This window comes from Actinomycetota bacterium (assembly GCA_035540895.1).
Classification (GTDB): domain Bacteria; phylum Actinomycetota; class JAICYB01; order JAICYB01; family JAICYB01; genus DATLFR01.
Map to the genome: position 1 here is coordinate 1 of DATLFR010000213.1, position 17,057 is coordinate 17,057.

A 17,057-nucleotide genomic window follows, 5' to 3' on the forward strand; every position below is an offset into this window, starting at 1 on the left:
GTGCAGATCGTACAGCTCATCGACGACCTGTTGACCGAACTGCCCGGTCCCGGGCGACAATGAAGGACGACTCGCCCACGAGTGCCGGAGGGACAGATATGGCCGCCACGCCCCCGACCACGCCCCTGGGACTCCAGGGGATCGACCACCTCGAGTTCTGGGTGGGCAACGCCCGGTCCACGGCCGGGTTCTTCGCCTCCCACTTCGGCTTCGACATCACCGCCTACGCGGGCCCCGAGACGGGGGTGCGTGACCGAGCGTCCTACGTGTGCGAGCAGGGCGACATCAGGTTCGTCTTCACGGGCGCGCTCGCGCCGGAGTCGGAGATCGCCGAGCACGTCCGCCTCCACGGGGACGGTGTGAAGGACGTGGCCTTCCTCGTATCCGACGCCGAGGCGGCCCATCGCGGCGCCCTCGAGCGGGGAGCCACCTCGGACCGGGAGCCGGAGACGGTGGAGGACGAGACGGGCAAGCTCGTCCGGGCTTCGATCCGTGCCTACGGGGACACCCGTCACACCTTCGTCGAGCGCTCGGCCTACTCGGGCCGGTTCATGCCCGGGTACGGCGAGGCCCCACTCGCCCGCCCATGCGGGCCCGATGTGGGCCTGCGCATCGTGGACCACGTGGTCGCCAACGTCGAGGACATGAAGCCGTGGGTGGCGTTCTACGAGCGTGTGCTCGGGTTCGGCGAGATGACGAGGTTCACCGACGAGGACATCTCCACGGAGTACTCGGCGCTGATGTCCACCGTCGTCGAGGGCGGCGAGGGGAAGATCGTGCTCCCCATAAACGAGCCCGCGACGGGGAAGCGCAAGTCCCAGATCGAGGAGTACCTCGACTTCTACCGGGGGCCGGGGGTCCAGCACATCGCGCTCAGGACGCAGGACATCGTCGGCGCGGTGCGCGCGATGCGGGAGCGGGGGGTCCGCTTCCTGCGGATCCCGGACACCTACTACGAGGACGTGGCCGGCCGCCTCGCCGACCTCGACCTCGATTGGCGGACCCTGCAGGAGCTGGGGATCCTGGTGGACCGGGACCACGATGGGTACCTGCTCCAGATCTTCACGGAGAACGTGATGGACCGACCCACCGTCTTCTTCGAGATCATCCAGCGGGAGGGCTCCCGAGGGTTCGGCCAGGGCAACTTCAAGGCCCTGTTCGTCGCGATCGAGCGTGAGCAGGAGCGCCGCGGCAACCTGTAGACCCCAGGAGGGATCGGCCCCCGGGACGGCGAACCGCTCGTCTCATACGGTTCGCGTCGAAGCCCAAAGGGGGAACCATGCGTAGGATCCTGATCCTGGCCGCTTTCGCGTTGGTCGCGGGGCTCATACCGGTCTCAGCGACACCCGCGGCGGCCCACTCGAACGACTGTGCTACGCCCAACGGGGGCTCCGTGCGCATCTACAGCGCCTACAACCCCGCCTACCCGGTCCAGGCGACCCCGGACCCTGGGTACTTCGGCTGCTCCCGTCTCGTCTGGAGCAGCGACGGCACGGGTGTCTGGGGTGTCGACACCCGGGTCATCCTCCCGGGAGCGACGCACGTCGCGATCCGGTACGTGCACGCCGAGGCCGGTGTCGTGCCCGGCCACGCGTGCCTGGCCGGCATCATGGGCGGCTGCCACGGGTTGAAGAGGGTCACCGGGGTCAACCCCTCCACCAATCCTGAAGCGGTGACCCGCGACTGGATCGTGACGGACTGGATCGCTCTGCCGGGTGGCGCGTCCGGAACGCTGAGGGCATGCGCCCACGACGCCTGCACCCACTACGACACCGTCGACCGGTACGAGTGCAGCGAGACCTTCGTGACCGAGAAGAACACAGGTGTCCAGGTGATGGCCCGTCCGTGCACGAACCCGACCGTCACCCTCCCCATCTAGCCGCGGCGGGGATCACAGATGCGTAGACACCTCCTTGCGGCTCTGGTCGCGGTCGCGTCGCTCGGCCTCGTGCCGATAGGGGCTCCCGCGGCGTCGGCCCACTCGAACGACTGCAGCACCCCCAACGGGGGCTCGGTCCGGATCTACAGTGCCTACAACCCGGCCCAGCCCGTGCAGGCCACGCCCGATCCCGGCTACTTCGGCTGCGCGAGGGTCGTGTACACCGAGGACGGGGCCGGCATGTACGGGGTCGACACCCGTGTCCTGCTTCCCGGGGCGACCCACGTGGCCATCCGATACGTCCATGCGGACGCCGGGGTCGTCCCAGGGCAGGCCTGCCTCGGCGGGCTGATGGGGGGGTGCTTCGCGTTGAAGCGTGCGCTCGGGGTCACCCCGTCGAGCAAACCGGAAGCCATCACCCGGGAGTGGATAGTGACGGAGTGGATCGCTCTGCCGAGCGGTGCCTCCGGGACGCTGAGGGCGTGCGCCCACGACGCGTGCACGCACTACGACACGGCGGACCGCTACGAGTGCAGTGAGGCGTTCCTCACCGAGAGGGACACAGGTGTGCACGTGAATGCCCGTCCATGCACGAACCCCACGGTGACGCTTCCCCTGTGACGTGATCGGAGGTTCTTCGACGATGAAAGGAAGAGGTACGGATATGCGTAGGAAGCTCGCGCTCATCGCACTCGCCTAGCAGCCGCCGGGCTCGTCCCGATCGCCGCGACGCCCGCTGCGGCGGACGGGGACTGCGGTCCCCCTGGAGGCGGCCGGATAGTGATCTTCAGCCGGATAGCCGTCGACGGCCAGGGCCACCCCACCGTGAACCCCGGCACCTGCTCGCTCCTCGTCTACACGAGCGACGGGGCCGACCTGTACGGCTTCGACACCAGGCTGCTCGTCCCCGGTGCGAACCAGATCGCCGTGCGCTACGTCGGGACGGCACGTCCGGGGTGCGTCACCATCAACGGGCTGGGGCTCGGAGGTTGCCACCCGCTCGGAAACAAGGCGGCGACCGTCCCGACGGACCCGCCGAACTGGCAGACCGACTGGATCGGGGTCAACGGCGAGCTCACCGGGAAGGTCACGGCCTGCGCGCACGACGCCTGCGCCACCTACGACCGTCCGGCGAGCTACGAGTGCAGTGACCTCTACGTGCACGAGCGCAACTCCGGGGTGCACCTGGACGCCCGTCCCTGCACGAACCCGCAGGTGACGCTCCCGGTCTGACATCGAGCGAGAAGCATTAGTCTGAGGGCGCCCCACGGGGCGCCCTCGGTCTTTTCCGCAGGTGACAGGGAGGCGAGATGCTCGGATTGCCTCAGTGGATCAAGGGGAGGACCTCCCGGCAGGCCCACGTGGCGCTGCCGGAGGGGACGGTCGAGGAGGAGCACGGACGCCTCGGCTTCTTCGGTGCGGCGAGTCACCTCTACCGGCTCAACGCGCCCACCGGGTGGACCTCCGTCGACGGACCGGCCGCCCACGCGGCGATGGACCTGACGAGGCTCGAGATCGCAGACGAGCTGTGGCCGACGGAGGTACTGCGCAACGAGGACCTCTCGATCGGATACCAGCGGTACACGCAGGGACGCCCGGAGTTCCTCCGCAACGCGGACGGCGACCTGCTCTACTTCGTCCACACGGGCACGGGAACGCTGGCCACCGAGTACGGACCGCTGACCTTCCGTCCGGGCGACTACCTGGTGGTCCCGCGCGGGACCACGTTCAGGTTCGAGCCGTCCGAGCCGACCGACCTGCTCGCCCTCGAGAGCCGGGGGGGCGAGATCGGGCTCCCCGACCGGGGGCTGCTCGGGCGCCACGCCCTGTTCGACCCGGCCCTCGTCGAGGTGCCCGAGCCGGACCCGGTCGACGAGCAGGGCGAGTTCGTGATCGTCGTGAAGCGGATGGGGTACGACACCCGGGTCACCTACCCCCATCACCCCTGCGACGTCGTCGGCTGGAAGGGGGACCTGGCTCCCATGCGGCTGAACGTGGCCGACTTCCGTCCGATCTCGAGCGCCCGCTACCACCTGCCGCCCTCCGCCCACTCGACCTGGGTGGGCGAGGGGTTCGTGGTGGCGACGTTCGCGCCGCGGCCCGGGGAGGAGGACCCGGAGGCGTTGAAGCTGCCCTTCTATCACCGCAACATCGACTACGACGAGGTGATCTTCTACCACCAGGGCGACTTCATGTCCCGGTCGGGGATCGCCGAGGGGATGCTCACCTTCCACGGCGCGGGGCTGCACCACGGTCCGCAGCCGAAGGCGGTCGAACGCGCCGCCAAGGCCCCGGCCGGCCCCCGTCAGATCCAGGAGTACGCCGTCATGGTCGACACCCGCAAGCCCCTCGTCGTGACCGATGCCGGGCAGAAGGTCGACCTGATCGGGTACGCCATGTCCTGGTCGGAGCGGTAGCCGGTTGAGGATCGCCCGGTTCCGCACCGGCGGCGGCGCGGTCTACGCGGGAAGGGTCGAGGGCGAGGTCGTCGTCCCGAAGCTGCCGGGAGACGGCCACGCCGGACGGTGGGCGGCGATCGACCTCGCGATGGCCTCCAAGCCGATCGAGGGCATGGCTCCGATCCCGCTCGCCGACGTGCGTCTGCTCGCCCCCGTCCCCCAGCCGGGAGCGATCAGGGACTTCTACGCCTTCGAGTCCCACGTGGCGACGGCGCGCCGCGCGCGCGGCCTGGACATGGACCCGGACTGGTACGAGCTCCCGGTCTTCTACTTCTCCAACCCCCACACCATGTTCGGACCCGACGACCCCATCCCCTCGCCGCGCACCTCGGACGCCGTCGACTACGAGCTGGAGGTGGCGGCGCTCGTCGGCCGCGACTGCTCGGACGTCACGGCGGAGGAGGCGGCCCAGGCCATCGCCGGGTACACGATCTTCAATGACTGGTCGGCCCGTGACCTTCAGCGGAGGGAGATGGCGCAGGGCCTGGGCCCGGCCAAGGGGAAGGACTTCGCGTCCAGCTCGGGTCCGTGGCTCGTCACCCCCGACGAGCTCCCCGGGGGCGCCGCCGGGCGACCGGAGGGAGCCATGGTCGCGCGGGTGAACGGCGAGGAGTGGTCGCGGGACGACATGCGCAACGCTCATTGGAGCTTCGCGGAGATGCTCGCGTACGCGTCACGGGACTCCGTGGTGCGGCGCGGGGACCTGATCGGGTCCGGGACCTGCGGGACCGGATGCATCCTCGAACTGGCGGCCGTGCACGGTCCGCAGCGCCACCCCTGGCTGCGTACGGGGGACACGGTCGAGCTCGAGGTGGAGAGGATCGGCGTCCTGCGCAACACGGTCGCGTAAGCCCCACGGTCAAGGAGGGATCCATGCAGATCGAAGGCAAGACGGCGCTCGTCACGGGGGGCGCATCGGGGCTGGGGCGCGCGTCGACGGAGGCGCTCCACGGCGCGGGTGCCAACGTGGTGATCTGCGACCTCCCCTCGTCGCCCGGCGACGAGGTGGCCGCGACGATGGACGGGCGCGCCATCTTCGCTCCCACGGACGTGACCGCGCCCGAGGAGGTTCAGGCGGCCATCGACGCAGCGGTGGAGCGGTTCGGAGGGGTCCACGTCGTCGTCAACTGCGCGGGGGTGGCGTGGGCGCAGCGGACGGTCTCCCGCGGCGGACCCCACGACCTGGAGGCCTTCCGGAAGGTGATCACGGTCAACCTGCTCGGGACGTTCAACGTGATGCGGCTCGCTGCCCATCGGATCAGCGAGCAGGAGCCCGACGGGGAGGAGCGAGGCGTGGTCGTCAACACCGCGTCGATCGCCGCGTTCGACGGCCAGATCGGACAGGTCGCCTACTCCGCGTCGAAGGCCGGTGTGGTCGGCATGACGCTCCCGGCCGCGCGCGACCTCGCCGCCCGGCAGATCCGCGTCGTCACGATCGCGCCGGGGACCTTCGACACCCCGATGCTCGCCGGGCTCCCGGACGAGGCGCGCCAGGCGCTGGCCGACCAGATCCCCCATCCGCACCGGCTCGGACAGCCATCCGAGTTCGGTGCCCTCGTGCGGCACATCGTCGAGAACCCGGCCCTGAACGGAGAGGTGATCAGGCTCGACGGCGCACTGCGGATGCCGCCCCGGTGACCTACGTCGATGTCTGGCGGGTCGATCTGTCCCGGTGGGAGGGGGATGTCCTGACGCAGGTCGAGCGGGAGCGGGCCTTGACCTTCGGCTCCCGGCGCTACCGGCGCCGGTGGATGGCCGCGAGGTCGGCCGTCCGGGTCGTGGTGTCCAGGTACGTGGGCGCCGACCCGCTCCGGCTCCCGATCGTCGTGGGCCCCCACGGGAAGCCGTCGACGTCCGGCATCTGCTTCAACGTGTCTCACAGCGCCGAGCTCGCTCTCGTGGCCGTCGCGCCCGTCAACGTCGGGGTGGACGTGGAGGAGGTCAGGCCGGAGCGCCCCGTCGCCCGGCTGGCCGCCAGGGTGGGCGCCGCGCCGGACTCCTTCTACCGCGACTGGACCCGCAAGGAGGCCTACCTGAAGGCGACCGGCCTCGGTCTGCGGGTCCCGCTGCGTGAGGTGGATGTCTCGGGTGATGAGCCTGCGCCAGGTTGGAGCCTCCTCTCCCTCGACGTGGGAGCCGGCTACGCGGCGGCCGTCTGCGCCGATGCTCCGAGGTTCGAGGTCGCCCTGCGCGACGCGGATCCGAACTAGGCGCGGCCGCCGCGCAGCACGAGGTCGATCGCGAGCCAGATCGTCTTCGAGAACGGATAGAAGGCGAGCGGGACGAGCACGGCCACCGCGACGGACGCGCCCATGAGCGGCCAGACCGGGATCGCCGGGAGGGTGGCCCAGGCCACCGAGACGAGCAACGCGATGAAGACGATCCCGGTGACGCCGTAGTTGATCGCGATCGCTCCCAGGTACCCGCCTTCCTCACGCTCGAGCAGGAGTCCGCACCGGTTGCACGCCTCCTTCATCCGGAACCAGGACAGGAAGAGCTTGCCGTTCCCGCACCTCGGACAACGGCGCAGGGCGCCCCGCACCAGCGCCCGGACACCCTCTCGAGGTGTGTCAACGGACCTCCTCGAAGGCGCGGGCGGCCGGGACCTCCTCGGGTGTGCGCGACGCGGACCTCAGCACGGCCAAGCCGGCGACGAGCAGCGCGAGACCCGCCGCGATGGCGACGGGCGACTCGAGCGATGCGACGAGGTCGGGCCGTCTGACCGCGAGCACGGCGATCGAGTTGTTCACCAGGTGGATGCCCAGGCCCGCGAGCAGCGACCCCGACCACAGCACCGCGAGCGCCAGGACGACCCCGGCCGCGGCGGCCGGCACGGCGTGGAAGAGGGACATGTGGAAGGCCCCGAACAGGAGCGCGCTGCCTATGACCGCCCCGGCGGCCGTCCCGGTGGAGCGCAGGCCCGAGAGCACCACGCCCCGGAAGCAGACCTCCTCGCTGACGGCTGGGGCGACGGCGAGCAGCAGGATGGCGGTCCCGATGCCCAACCCGGCCGTCCCGGCTCCTATCGCCTCCCCCAGCGATCGGTAGTAGTCGGCCGCGCCGGGGAAGACGAGCGAGGCCACGCGGCCCGCCGCCGACGAGAGGGCCCACCCTCCGGCCGCGGTCAAGGCGATGCCTCCGAGCGCGCGTGCCGACGGCCATCTCAGGGCCAGGGTCTGTCGGAGGTCATGGCGGCCGGCGAGGGTCCAGACGAGAGCGGGGACGAGCAGCAACCCGACCTGGGTCACCAGCACACCGGTCACGAACCCCCGTCCGGACGCCAGCAGCGAACCGTAGTACACGAGCACGAACAGGACGACCGCGAACAGGAGCGCGCTGCGTCCGGACGGGATGCTGCGCCCCAGACGCCTGAACGCCACGTCGCGCCACGGCCGCTCGCCCGAGAGGAGCACCTGCTCGCTCTCGAAGACCCGCGCGGTCGCCACGATGGCCGCGATCGCGTACAGGCTGGTGGAGAGGAACACGAGGAAGAGGGTGGATCCCACGAGCTCCTGACGGAACAGGTCGCGCAGGACGAGCGACACGTTCACGAGCGGCACGAAGGCGACCCTCGGCCCGAGCTCCATATCGCTCCAGGCGGCGAACCCGGCCATCATCGCGGCGATCATCACGGGGGTCCCGTAGGTCTGTCCCTCCCGGAACGTGCGGGCGAAGACGGAGACCACCATCAGGACCGCGGCGAGCAGACAGGCGGTGGGGACGAGCAAGGCGAGCACCCAGGCGAAGTCGCAGAGCCGTGGCGACACCGCTATCGCGCCCGCTTCGCTCGGGAGCCCGGCCGTCATCCTCCCGAGCGAGAGCCCCATGGCCCCCAGGTTGACCGCCGCGCTCATGACGGCTACGGCGAGCACCGTCACGTACTTCCCCGCGATGATCTCGACCGGGCGGACCGGGGAGACGAGCAGGGTCTGCATCGTGCCCCGCTCCTTCTCTCCCGCGGTGAGGTCCACGGCCGGGTACGTGGCTCCGATGGTGACCATCATCAGCAGCATCATCGGCAGCATCCGCCCGAGCAGGTCCCCGCCCCGCTGCTCCTGGGTGGAGACGTCCACGTCCGAGACCGCGAGGGGCACCTCGAAGCCCTCCGGGAGCTCGAAGGTGGAGACGCGCTCGGCCAGCATCCGGTCCCCGACCCGGTCCAGCGCATCGGCGACCTCGGCTCCCGCTCGCCTGGACAGCGGCTTCACGTGGCTGGACATCACCCTCACCCGGGCCGACCCCCCGCCCGTGAACCGAGCGTCGGCTTCCGGCTCGGCCAGCACGACGACGTGGGCCGTTCCCGCCTCGATCGCGCTGCGCGCGCTGGCAGCGGGCCGGGGCGGCGCCTCCTCCTCGACCACCCGTACGCGCGGACGCTCGATACGGGAGACCTCGTCCTGCACGGGAGCGGGCACCGGCCCCCAGAGGACCACCGTCGCCGTCTGCGCCTCGACGCGCTCGGCGTTGGACGTGAAGATCGCCCCCATCACGATGAACAGGAGCGGGTAGAGCAGCGCGGGCAGAGCGACCATCGCGAACAGGGTGCGTCGGTCACGCAGCGTCTCGAGGAGCTCCTTGCGCACTATCGAGGTGACGGTCCGCAGCCTCATCGTTCGGCCTCCACGCGGTCGACGAGGCGCAGGAACGCGTCCGCCAGCGCACGGGAGCCCGCCCGAGCGCAGACCTCGTCGATCCGGCCCTGGTCCATGATCCGGCCGTCGTGGAGCAGGATGACGCGGTCGCAGAGCATCTCCGCCTCCGACATGGTGTGGGTCGAGAACAGGACCGCCTTCCCGTCCCCCCTGGCCCGGGCGATCGCGTCGAGGACGAAGCGCCCGGTGATGATGTCCAGCGCCGTGGTGGGCTCGTCCAGGATCAGCACCGGGGGGTCGTGCAGGAAGGCTCGGGCGAGGTTCGCCTTCTGCGTCTGTCCCGACGAGAGGGTGCCGCAGCGCTGGTCGACCACCTCGCGCATGTGCAGCTCGTCGGCCAGCCGCTCCGTCCGCTCCCGGATGCGCGAAGCGTCCATCCCATGGACCTCCCCGAAGTGGCGCAGGATCTCGCGAGGCGTGAGCCGCTGGTAGAGCTTCGTGTCCCCGGACAGGAACCCGATCCGCCGCTTCGCCTCCAGCGGCTCGAGCGCCGGGTCGTGACCGCAGATGGCCGCCCGTCCGTCGGTCGGGGTGAGGATCCCGGCCAGCATCCGCAGGATGGTCGTCTTCCCGGCCCCGTTCGGACCCAGGATGCCTACGACCTCGCCCGGCGCCACCGAGAAGGTGACGCCGGCCGCCGCCGCCTTATCCCCGTACAGCTTGGACAGCCCGTGCGCCTCGATCACGGCGTCAATGTATCCGGGCGTACGCGCCACTCGCGGAGGCGGACGGGAATCGAACCCGCCCGACGGGGGTCGCCCGCCGCACTGGTTTTGAAGACCAGGGGGGGCACCAGCCCCCGAACGCCTCCAGCCTCACTGTAGATGCCCCGTCCCCCGGGAGGGACGGACGATTATCCTGGGCGCGCTTCGGGTATATGCGGTGCCGACCGGACGCCGTCCGACCGGCGTCACGGAGGACCTGGGAGCACAAGGAGTGCGGTGATGTCACCTACTTCGTATGTCCTCAAGCTGTACGTCACGGGGCAGACCGCGCGCGCCCAACGCGCCATAGAGCAGCTGAAGCGGATCTGCGACGAGGAGCTGCAGGGCACCTACCACGTCGAGGTGGTCGACGTCCTCGAACACCCCGACATCGCCGAGGACCAGAACGTGCTGGCCACGCCCACGGTTGTGAAGGAGCTGCCCCCGCCGATGCGCAGGCTGATCGGGGACCTATCGGACACCGAGAAGGTGCTGGTCGGCCTGAACATCCAACCCCTCGCGGTGAGAGGCGGCAGCGAGTGACCCACGTCGAGAAGGTCCCCACGGGGATAGAGGGCCTGGACCTGATCTCGCGCGGCGGGTTCCCGCGGGGCCGTACGACGGTCTTCGCCGGTTCGGCAGGGACCGCCAAGACCGTCATCGCGTGCCAGTTCCTGCATCGCGGCGCGGAACTGGGGGAGCCGGGGGTCTTCGTCACCTTCGAGGAGAGCGCGGCCGATATCGCGCGGAACGTGTCCGCCTTCGGGTGGGATCTCCAGGGTCACGTCGCGTCGGACCGTTGGGCGTTCGTGGATGCCTCGCCCCGGCCCGGCGAGTCGGTGGAGCTGGGTCCTGACTACGACCTGGGCGGACTGATGAGCCGCATCGAGCACGCCGTGAAGAAGGTGGGGGCGAAGCGGGTCGCGATCGACTCGGTGGGCGCCATCTTCAGTCAGCTCACCGACGCGTCCATCATCAGACGGGAGCTGTTCGCGATCATGTGGTCGCTGCGCGAGATGGGTGTGACATCGCTCGTCACCGTCGAACGGGCGGAGGGGTCGGAGGTCGGCCGGTTCGGGGTGGAGGAGTTCGTGGCCGATAACGTGATACTCCTGCGCAACCGTCTGGACTCGGACAACCGGCGGCGCACGGTAGAGATCCTGAAGATGAGGGGGACCGACCATCAGAAGGGCGAGTACCCCTTCACCGTCACCTCCCAGGGGGTGCAGGTGATCCCGCTATCGGCGATGCAGCTCACGCAGGGCGCCGCGAACGAGCGGATCTCGACCGGGGTCTCAGGCCTGGACGCGATGTCCGGCGGCGGGTTCTTCCGGGACGCGATGGTCCTCGCCGCCGGCCCCACCGGGACCGGCAAGACGCTCCTCGTCTCGAGCTTCCTGAACGCCGCCGGACCGCAGGAGCGGTGCCTCCTGTTCGCCTACGAGGAGAGCCGGGACCAGATGTTCCGCAACGCCCTGTCCTCGGGGATCGACCTCGAGCCGCTCGAACGGGAGGGACGCCTCAAGATCGTCGCCATGTACCCGGAGGTGGCCGTCCTGGAGGACCACTTGCTCCGGATCAAGAGCGAGATCGAGACGTTCCAGCCCGACCGGGTCGCCATCGACAGCCTGAGCGCGCTGGAGAGGATCGGCTCCCCGAAGGCGTTCCGCGAGTTCACGGTCGCGCTCTCGTCCTACCTGCGAGCCCACGGCGTCGCCGCCCTGCTGACGACCACGACGCCGATGCTCGGTACGTCCGCCACGGAGCACGAGGTGTCGACCGTGGCGGACGCGATCATCCTCCTGCGCTACGTGGAGGTCCAGGGCCGGATGAGGCGGGCCCTGGGGATCCTGAAGATGCGGGGCTCCCATAACGATCCGGACCTGCGCGAGTACCGGATCTCCGGCGAGGGGATGACCATCCTGGATCCGTTCCGGTCCGTCCGCGGGATCCTGGGCGGGACGACGTTCTATCCGGAGGGGGCCGGGCTGGACGGCTCGAGCGAGGTGGCCACGTCCGGGATGATCCGGTTCACCGAGGGGGCCTGAGCGCTCAGGACCCCGCGGCCGCCGCCGGCGTGCTGAGGAAGGTCGAGGCCGATAGGTAGGCGCGGTCCATCAGGACCGCAGACGCGCTGAAGTCGTTGTGACGCAGCGCCCTCGGCGGCTGGACCCCCGGGAGCGTGACGACCTCGACGCCGTCCGGCGCGTTGGCGTGCTCGACCATGAACCGGTACGACCGCGCGATCGAGAAGGCTCTGACGAGTACGTCGAGCGGGCGGCGCGGCATCGGGGCAGGGCGCTCGAAGTTCCCGACGTGCAGGACGTAGATGCGCCGGGCCCCCAGCTCGACCGCCTTCGAGATGGGCACGTTGTCGATGACCCCGCCGTCGATGAAGTGGTCCCCCTCGGTCTCCACGGGCGGGAAGACGGCCGGGAGGGCGCTCGACGCGAGCAGGGGCTCGGCGAGCGGTCCGGAGGAGAACCACCGGCTGCGGCCGGAAGTCATCGACGTCGCGACCACGTGCAGCGGAACCCGACAGCCCTCGAAGGTGGCTTCCGGGAAGGACGCGTCGATAGCGGCTCGGAGGCCGGTATTGGGGTAGAGGGCCGTTCCCTTGCGCAGCAGCAGCCAGGGCCCGCTCATGCGTCCGGACGGGAACACGTCACCGCTCTCCAGCCGGCGCCACATGGCCTCCAGCTTCGTGACGCCGTCGAGCGTGGGATCGTGCGCGACGGCCGCTCCGTTGAGGGCGCCGACCGAGCAGCCGACGACCAGGTCGGGGGCGATCCCGCGCTCGAAGAGGGCGCGCAGCATCCCCACCTGGATGCACCCGAGGTTGCCCCCGCCGCCCAGGACGAAGGCCGTCCGGGGGTGTCGTCTACCGGCGAACAGGTCCCTCACCGACATCGTTTCCTCCCGTGTCCCGTGGTGAAGGTGTCGGCTCCCGCGGTCCCGGTTCAAGGGCGTGCGAGGCGGGGTCGAGGTCGGGACGAGAAACAGCGGGAAGCGGGTACCATGCGCGCTCCATGGATCCCGGTCGGCCCGAGGGCCTCTCGGGAGCCTCCCTTGGCGGCAGCTATGCCTCGCGTGGGTTCCGCTTCCCGCTGTCTAGGGGAAGGTTCCAACCCGAACGTAGTCCTGCCGGGGACCGGAGTCAAGGGCCGCTCCCGGTGGGCTCTCGGAAGAGCGCCCCCGGGTCGACGGAAGCGGACGCCACAGCGGTCACGCGTCGCGGGGCGGCTCCGAGGAGGCGTACCCGGGTCGGTACCGAGACCTCCACGTCCGCCCGGGAGCCCCGGAGGGGGCACTCGCACAGTTCGAGTTCCGCGCCGTTCGCTTCGGCCATCCTACGGGCGGCGGTCGGCGGGTCCGACCCGCCGCCCAGGAACGGCCACTGCTCGACCGCGGCGGTCAGGGCGGCTGCGTCGGCGGCGGTCTGGGCCCGGGACCGGGCCAGCAGGACGTTCGCGGCGTCCGCGAAGGCCAGGCAGAGCAGGGCGACGAGCGCGAGCGTGGCCATCATGAGGGACGTGACGGCGCCTCGATCGTTCATGGGGGAGGTGTGGGGGACGGCGTCGCCGCGGTGCGCTCTGAGCGCATCGTCGCGGTCGCGCTCAGCGGGAGGGAGCGCGACGCCATCCGAGACACGATCGGGAGCCGCAGGGAGACGTGGTACCGAACCTCGACCGTGACATCGGTCGATCTCGTGCGCGATGCCTGAGCCGGGCGTATGTGGATGTGCAGCTTCTCCGGCTCGAGCGGCGCGGCCGCCCTGTGCACGGCCTCCCGGGTGGCCTGGTCGTCGGCGGTGATCGCGGCGGTGCGGGCGCCCACTCGGGCGCACCACTGCACGGCCAGCGCGTCGCGGACCACGAGGCCGACCTGCACGATCACCAGGAGCGCGAGGAGCACGACGGGGAGGGTCAGGGCCGCCTCGACGGTCGCCTGACCCTCCGTCCGTCGTTGTGGCGTCAGGACCCCTGGCTCGGCTCGGGATCGACGGAACCCAGCAGCTTGCCGAATATCGCGTCGAAGAACTCGTCGAGCCTTCCAGACTGCTTGGCCCAGATCAGGAAGGCCGCGGCGATGGCAGCCACCACCAGCAGCACGAGCGCGTACTCGGCCACGGTCTGGCCCTCTTCGCGCTTCAGTCTCGATGCGCGCGAACGGGCCCACAGGGACAGCGAGCAGAACAGGTGCGCGAGCGACGTCATGTCTCCTCCTCTTCGTCACGGCTGCAAACGGTCGAGCCCGCCCAACACGAGGGGGACGAGGCAGGCGAGCACGAAGGCGGGAAGGATGAGCAGGCCCAGGGGAAGCAGGACCTTCACCGATGCTGCACGCACATCAGAGATGACCGCGGCCGCGTGGTCGCGGCGAAGGTCGTCGCCGAGCGCGCGCAGCGTCGGGGCGAGCGGGACCCCCAGTCTGTCCGCGGACGCGAACGCGTCCACGAACCTGGTCATCTGGGGATCTCCGACCTCTTCGGACGCGCGTCGCAGCGCGTCGGACCGTGATGCCCCCGCCCGGGTCTCGGCGACCGCTCGTCTGAGCGCTTCGCCGACCGTGCCGGGCGCGATCGGGGCCACGAGCTCCAGGGCGCGGACGGGCGCGACCCCGGACCCCAGGACGAGCGCGCAGACGTCCGCCGTGTGCGCCACCTCGACCGGGACCGTGGACCTCTTGCGCCCGCCGACGATAGCCGCGAGAGCCCGGAGGATCGGGAGCCGGGACATGCGACCGGGCTCCCTGAGCGGACCGCGGACCAGCTTCGATATCCAGACCCCGCCCAGCGCCTGGAGACAGAGCCCGGCGATCAGCGCCACGAGCCCCGGCCCCCGCAGGCCGTCGCGGACGGAGGCCGGGTCGAGGAGCGCCATCAACGCGAGGAAGCTGGGAGAGAGGAGGAGCATGGCGCGAGCGGACATCCGGGCCTGCGCGGTCAGCGAGCTCGCCTCGCGCTCAGCGGCCGCGCGCTCGCGCATGCGCTCCTCCGCTGCCAGGAGCGCCGGGGATGGGTCGCCCCCGGCCTGGGCCTGTACGGCCAGCACCAGCATGGCCGCAGCGAGGTCGGCGTCGGGGCTGGCGACCGCGGCCTCCCGGAGGACGCGTGCGACCGGTCGCCCCGACACCAGCTGGGGGCCGAGGGTGGCCAGGGGGGACCCGTCCACAGCGGCCGCTCGGGAGATGGCCTGCCCCAGGGACAGTCCACCGCGCACGCCCTCGCGGACCGACCTCATCGCGTCGGAGATGTCCTGCGGTGAGTGGCGCCGCGCTCGCCTCATGCGGGGGTCCTCCGGGTCCGAGGCGGCGCGGTGACCCGGCGGACGACGGGCCCCCGCGTCCCCGCTCGCACCTCCACGATCTCGGAGACACGGCGATGTCCGGCCTCCCGGCTCACATGCACGATCAGGTCGATAGCGGATCCGACCTGACGCCGCGCGGCGGTCACGCTCAGCCCGGGCGCGGCGAGCAGGGCGAGCGTCTCGAGACGCATCAACGCTTCAGCGGGCGCGTCGGCGTGGACGGTGGCCATCGAGCCCGCGTGGCCGGAGGTCAGGGCCTGGAGCATGTCCAGCGCCTCCGGCCCGCGCACCTCCCCGACCACGATCCTGTCCGGGCGCATGCGCATCGCGCACCGGACGAGGTCGCGCATCGTCACCTCACCCCGTCCCTCCACGTTCGCCGGCCGGGTCTCGAGGGCGACCACGTGCCGTCGTCCGAGACGGAGCTCGGCGGCGTCCTCGATCGTGATCACCCTCTCGCCGGACGGGATCATGCGAGCCAGCACGCCGAGGAGGGTGGTCTTTCCGGTCCCGGTCCCGCCGCAGACGAGGACGTTGCGACGGTCGCGCACGGCGGCTCGAAGGACGCTGCGCTGCCCCTCGTCGAGGGTCCCCATGCGGTGGAGCTCTTCGAGCGTCCACAGCTGGGGCGAGAACTTCCGGATGGTGACGACCGGGCCTCGGACGGTGACCGGCGGGACCGCGGCGTGGAACCTCGAACCGTCCTCCAGGCGCGCGTCCACCCAGGGCGACGAGGCGTCGACCCGCAAGCCGAGCGGGGAGACGACGCGCTCTATCAGGTGGAGTATCTCGTCGTCGGAGCCCAGCCTCGCGGGAGCCGGGACGATGCGGCCCCGCTTCTCGACGTACACCTCGGAGGGTGCGTTGATCATGATCTCGGTCACGTCGGGGTCTCGCAGGAGGGGACCGATGGGCCCGAACCCGCGTAGCTCGTCGACGATCGCCTGGACGGTCGCCGCCACCCGACCCGCCTCCCACGCGAGGCCTCGCTCACGCAGGACGGCGCGGAGCGCGTCGGTCACCGCTGGACCGGACGGCGCGGTCCCGGACGCCGCCAGGCGGGTGGACACCTCGCGGGCCAGGTCGTCGCGGTCCGGGACGGGTCGGACCAGCCCCTCCCGCCGGAACAACTACAACCCCGCCTTCCGCCGAACGATCCGCACCCAGGCTGGGTCCGGGGCGGGACGTGTGATCAGACGACGCAACCGGTCCAGGATCTCGGACACGGCACCCTCCCGACGGTCGGGGGGAAGGCCCTCGGGGAAGGGAGCCGCATCCTAGGACACGCCACCGACAGCTCCGGTCGTCCAACATGGGTGCGATGAGAGCGGTCACGCAGCGCGCGTAGGGCTCGAGGCAGGTCCGAACTGGACATGGTGGCGAGCACGCCGGGCCCACGCTGCGTGCCGGACCCCCCTGCTGTACGGCCGCGGAACCTCAGCGATGCGCGGAGAGAGAATCTAAGCGATATACACTCATATTCGCTTGACAGAGACCAACAGATACGGCATATTGGATCGCGTAGGGAACGACGAAGGAGGTGGAGGTGAGGATCATGCTCCGGCGTTTCGGACCGTTCGACGCCCTGGACCGTGACTTTCAGGACGTCCGCCGCCTGTTCGGTGAGTTCGGGAGCGCGCTGCTCGACACCCCGACCCGTGCGTGGGTGCCGCCGCTAGACCTGTTCACCCGTGACAACCAGATCGTCGTCCGCCTGGAGCTCCCGGGCGTGGACGCCGAGAACGATGTCGACATCGAGTTCACGGACGGCGTCCTGACCATCTCCGGGGAGCGCCGCCACGAGGCGGCCGACCAGGGCGACGGCGAGAACGGGAACGGCAACGGCTGGATCCGTCGGGAGATCTCGGTCGGTCGCTTCACCCGGTCGGTGTCGCTGCCCCAGCACATCGACGCGTCGCAGATCAGGGCGACCTACGACGCAGGGATCCTGACCGTGACCGTGCCGATGCCCGAGAAGCCGACCAGCAAGGTCAAGGTCGAGGTGGGCGGCTCGACCCACAAGGAACTGGAGAGCTGACGTTCACGAGCACCAC

At 70.6% G+C, this 17,057-nt stretch carries 20 protein-coding genes and 1 tRNA gene; 11 read left to right on the forward strand and 10 right to left on the reverse strand.

Going from position 1 to position 17,057, the window contains the following annotated elements:
• Window positions 1-98 precede the first annotated feature (98 nt).
• The 8 genes from hppD to VM840_11895 all read left to right on the forward strand — a co-directional run bounded on the left by hppD (window position 99) and on the right by VM840_11895 (window position 6,548).
• Window positions 99-1,202 (forward strand): 4-hydroxyphenylpyruvate dioxygenase, encoded by a 1,104-nt coding sequence (gene hppD / locus VM840_11860; protein ID HVL82273.1) that lies wholly within the window; start codon window positions 99-101, stop codon window positions 1,200-1,202.
• Window positions 1,203-1,279: 77 nt separating this feature from the next.
• Entirely contained in the window at window positions 1,280-1,879 is a 600-nt protein-coding gene (locus VM840_11865; GenBank protein HVL82274.1) for a hypothetical protein, read from the forward strand.
• An 18-nt stretch (window positions 1,880-1,897) separates the two neighbouring features.
• Window positions 1,898-2,500, forward strand: coding sequence for a hypothetical protein (locus VM840_11870; protein HVL82275.1), 603 nt, complete (start codon window positions 1,898-1,900; stop codon window positions 2,498-2,500).
• A 159-nt stretch (window positions 2,501-2,659) separates the two neighbouring features.
• On the forward strand, window positions 2,660-3,112 hold the full coding sequence (locus VM840_11875) for a hypothetical protein (protein HVL82276.1): 453 nt from the start codon (window positions 2,660-2,662) through the stop codon (window positions 3,110-3,112).
• 77 nt (window positions 3,113-3,189) lie between these two features.
• Complete coding sequence (locus tag VM840_11880) at window positions 3,190-4,296, forward strand: homogentisate 1,2-dioxygenase (protein ID HVL82277.1); 1,107 nt, start codon at window positions 3,190-3,192, stop codon at window positions 4,294-4,296.
• A gap of 4 nt (window positions 4,297-4,300) precedes the next feature.
• Window positions 4,301-5,188, forward strand: a complete 888-nt coding sequence (locus VM840_11885; GenBank protein HVL82278.1) for a fumarylacetoacetate hydrolase family protein — start codon at window positions 4,301-4,303, stop codon at window positions 5,186-5,188.
• A 23-nt stretch (window positions 5,189-5,211) separates the two neighbouring features.
• Entirely contained in the window at window positions 5,212-5,976 is a 765-nt protein-coding gene (locus tag VM840_11890) for a 3-hydroxyacyl-CoA dehydrogenase (GenBank protein HVL82279.1), read from the forward strand.
• Window positions 5,973-6,548, forward strand: coding sequence for a 4'-phosphopantetheinyl transferase superfamily protein (locus VM840_11895; protein ID HVL82280.1), 576 nt, complete (start codon window positions 5,973-5,975; stop codon window positions 6,546-6,548). Before VM840_11890 ends, VM840_11895 begins: the two co-directional genes overlap by 4 nt.
• Here VM840_11895 and VM840_11900 read toward each other — a convergent pair.
• The 4 genes from VM840_11900 to VM840_11915 all read right to left on the reverse strand — a co-directional run bounded on the left by VM840_11900 (window position 6,545) and on the right by VM840_11915 (window position 9,801).
• Window positions 6,545-6,880, reverse strand: coding sequence for a DUF983 domain-containing protein (locus VM840_11900; protein ID HVL82281.1), 336 nt, complete (start codon window positions 6,878-6,880; stop codon window positions 6,545-6,547). The two genes, VM840_11895 and VM840_11900, sit on opposite strands and share 4 nt — an antisense overlap.
• Window positions 6,881-6,908: 28 nt before the next feature.
• Window positions 6,909-8,948, reverse strand: coding sequence for an ABC transporter permease subunit/CPBP intramembrane protease (locus tag VM840_11905; protein HVL82282.1), 2,040 nt, complete (start codon window positions 8,946-8,948; stop codon window positions 6,909-6,911).
• Window positions 8,945-9,676: an ABC transporter ATP-binding protein gene (locus VM840_11910; GenBank protein ID HVL82283.1), complete on the reverse strand. Its 732-nt coding sequence runs from the start codon at window positions 9,674-9,676 to the stop codon at window positions 8,945-8,947. The genes VM840_11905 and VM840_11910 overlap by 4 nt, the downstream gene beginning before the upstream one ends.
• A gap of 33 nt (window positions 9,677-9,709) precedes the next feature.
• A tRNA-Sec gene (locus VM840_11915) sits at window positions 9,710-9,801 on the reverse strand.
• A 133-nt stretch (window positions 9,802-9,934) separates the two neighbouring features.
• Here VM840_11915 and VM840_11920 point away from each other — a divergent pair.
• Complete coding sequence (locus VM840_11920) at window positions 9,935-10,237, forward strand: circadian clock KaiB family protein (GenBank protein HVL82284.1); 303 nt, start codon at window positions 9,935-9,937, stop codon at window positions 10,235-10,237.
• On the forward strand, window positions 10,234-11,742 hold the full coding sequence (gene kaiC / locus VM840_11925) for a circadian clock protein KaiC (GenBank protein HVL82285.1): 1,509 nt from the start codon (window positions 10,234-10,236) through the stop codon (window positions 11,740-11,742). Before VM840_11920 ends, kaiC begins: the two co-directional genes overlap by 4 nt.
• Before the next feature lie 4 nt (window positions 11,743-11,746).
• Here the strand turns inward: kaiC and VM840_11930 are convergent, their stop codons facing one another.
• The 6 genes from VM840_11930 to VM840_11955 all read right to left on the reverse strand — a co-directional run bounded on the left by VM840_11930 (window position 11,747) and on the right by VM840_11955 (window position 16,133).
• Window positions 11,747-12,604, reverse strand: a complete 858-nt coding sequence (locus VM840_11930) for a patatin-like phospholipase family protein (GenBank protein HVL82286.1) — start codon at window positions 12,602-12,604, stop codon at window positions 11,747-11,749.
• A gap of 247 nt (window positions 12,605-12,851) precedes the next feature.
• Window positions 12,852-13,250 carry an Rv3654c family TadE-like protein gene (locus VM840_11935; GenBank protein HVL82287.1) on the reverse strand — a complete coding sequence of 133 codons (399 nt, stop codon included), beginning with the start codon at window positions 13,248-13,250 and terminating at the stop codon, window positions 12,852-12,854.
• The gene (locus tag VM840_11940) at window positions 13,247-13,765 is read right to left on the reverse strand and encodes a TadE/TadG family type IV pilus assembly protein (GenBank protein HVL82288.1); all 519 of its coding nucleotides are present in this window, start codon (window positions 13,763-13,765) and stop codon (window positions 13,247-13,249) included. The genes VM840_11935 and VM840_11940 overlap by 4 nt, the downstream gene beginning before the upstream one ends.
• The gene (locus VM840_11945; protein HVL82289.1) at window positions 13,669-13,911 is read right to left on the reverse strand and encodes a hypothetical protein; all 243 of its coding nucleotides are present in this window, start codon (window positions 13,909-13,911) and stop codon (window positions 13,669-13,671) included. The genes VM840_11940 and VM840_11945 overlap by 97 nt, the downstream gene beginning before the upstream one ends.
• Before the next feature lie 15 nt (window positions 13,912-13,926).
• Window positions 13,927-14,982 (reverse strand): type II secretion system F family protein, encoded by a 1,056-nt coding sequence (locus VM840_11950; protein ID HVL82290.1) that lies wholly within the window; start codon window positions 14,980-14,982, stop codon window positions 13,927-13,929.
• Window positions 14,979-16,133 carry an ATPase, T2SS/T4P/T4SS family gene (locus VM840_11955; protein ID HVL82291.1) on the reverse strand — a complete coding sequence of 385 codons (1,155 nt, stop codon included), beginning with the start codon at window positions 16,131-16,133 and terminating at the stop codon, window positions 14,979-14,981. The genes VM840_11950 and VM840_11955 overlap by 4 nt, the downstream gene beginning before the upstream one ends.
• A gap of 425 nt (window positions 16,134-16,558) precedes the next feature.
• Between VM840_11955 and VM840_11960 the strand changes: the two genes are divergently transcribed.
• Entirely contained in the window at window positions 16,559-17,041 is a 483-nt protein-coding gene (locus tag VM840_11960) for an Hsp20/alpha crystallin family protein (protein HVL82292.1), read from the forward strand.
• The last annotated feature ends 16 nt before the right edge of the window (window positions 17,042-17,057 follow it).

Excerpts from the sequence above, each read along its gene's own strand:
- hppD (HVL82273.1), top strand. The coding sequence starts at position 99 with ATGGCCGCCACGCCCCCGACCACGCCCCTGGGACTCCAGGGGATCGAC.
- VM840_11865 (HVL82274.1), top strand. The coding sequence starts at position 1,280 with ATGCGTAGGATCCTGATCCTGGCCGCTTTCGCGTTGGTCGCGGGGCTC.
- VM840_11870 (HVL82275.1), top strand. The coding sequence starts at position 1,898 with ATGCGTAGACACCTCCTTGCGGCTCTGGTCGCGGTCGCGTCGCTCGGC.
- VM840_11880 (HVL82277.1), top strand. The coding sequence starts at position 3,190 with ATGCTCGGATTGCCTCAGTGGATCAAGGGGAGGACCTCCCGGCAGGCC.
- VM840_11890 (HVL82279.1), top strand. The coding sequence starts at position 5,212 with ATGCAGATCGAAGGCAAGACGGCGCTCGTCACGGGGGGCGCATCGGGG.
- VM840_11905 (HVL82282.1), bottom strand. The coding sequence starts at position 8,948 with ATGAGGCTGCGGACCGTCACCTCGATAGTGCGCAAGGAGCTCCTCGAG.
- VM840_11920 (HVL82284.1), top strand. The coding sequence starts at position 9,935 with ATGTCACCTACTTCGTATGTCCTCAAGCTGTACGTCACGGGGCAGACC.
- VM840_11930 (HVL82286.1), bottom strand. The coding sequence starts at position 12,604 with ATGTCGGTGAGGGACCTGTTCGCCGGTAGACGACACCCCCGGACGGCC.
- VM840_11935 (HVL82287.1), bottom strand. The coding sequence starts at position 13,250 with ATGAACGATCGAGGCGCCGTCACGTCCCTCATGATGGCCACGCTCGCG.
- VM840_11945 (HVL82289.1), bottom strand. The coding sequence starts at position 13,911 with ATGACGTCGCTCGCGCACCTGTTCTGCTCGCTGTCCCTGTGGGCCCGT.
- VM840_11950 (HVL82290.1), bottom strand. The coding sequence starts at position 14,982 with ATGAGGCGAGCGCGGCGCCACTCACCGCAGGACATCTCCGACGCGATG.
- VM840_11960 (HVL82292.1), top strand. The coding sequence starts at position 16,559 with ATGCTCCGGCGTTTCGGACCGTTCGACGCCCTGGACCGTGACTTTCAG.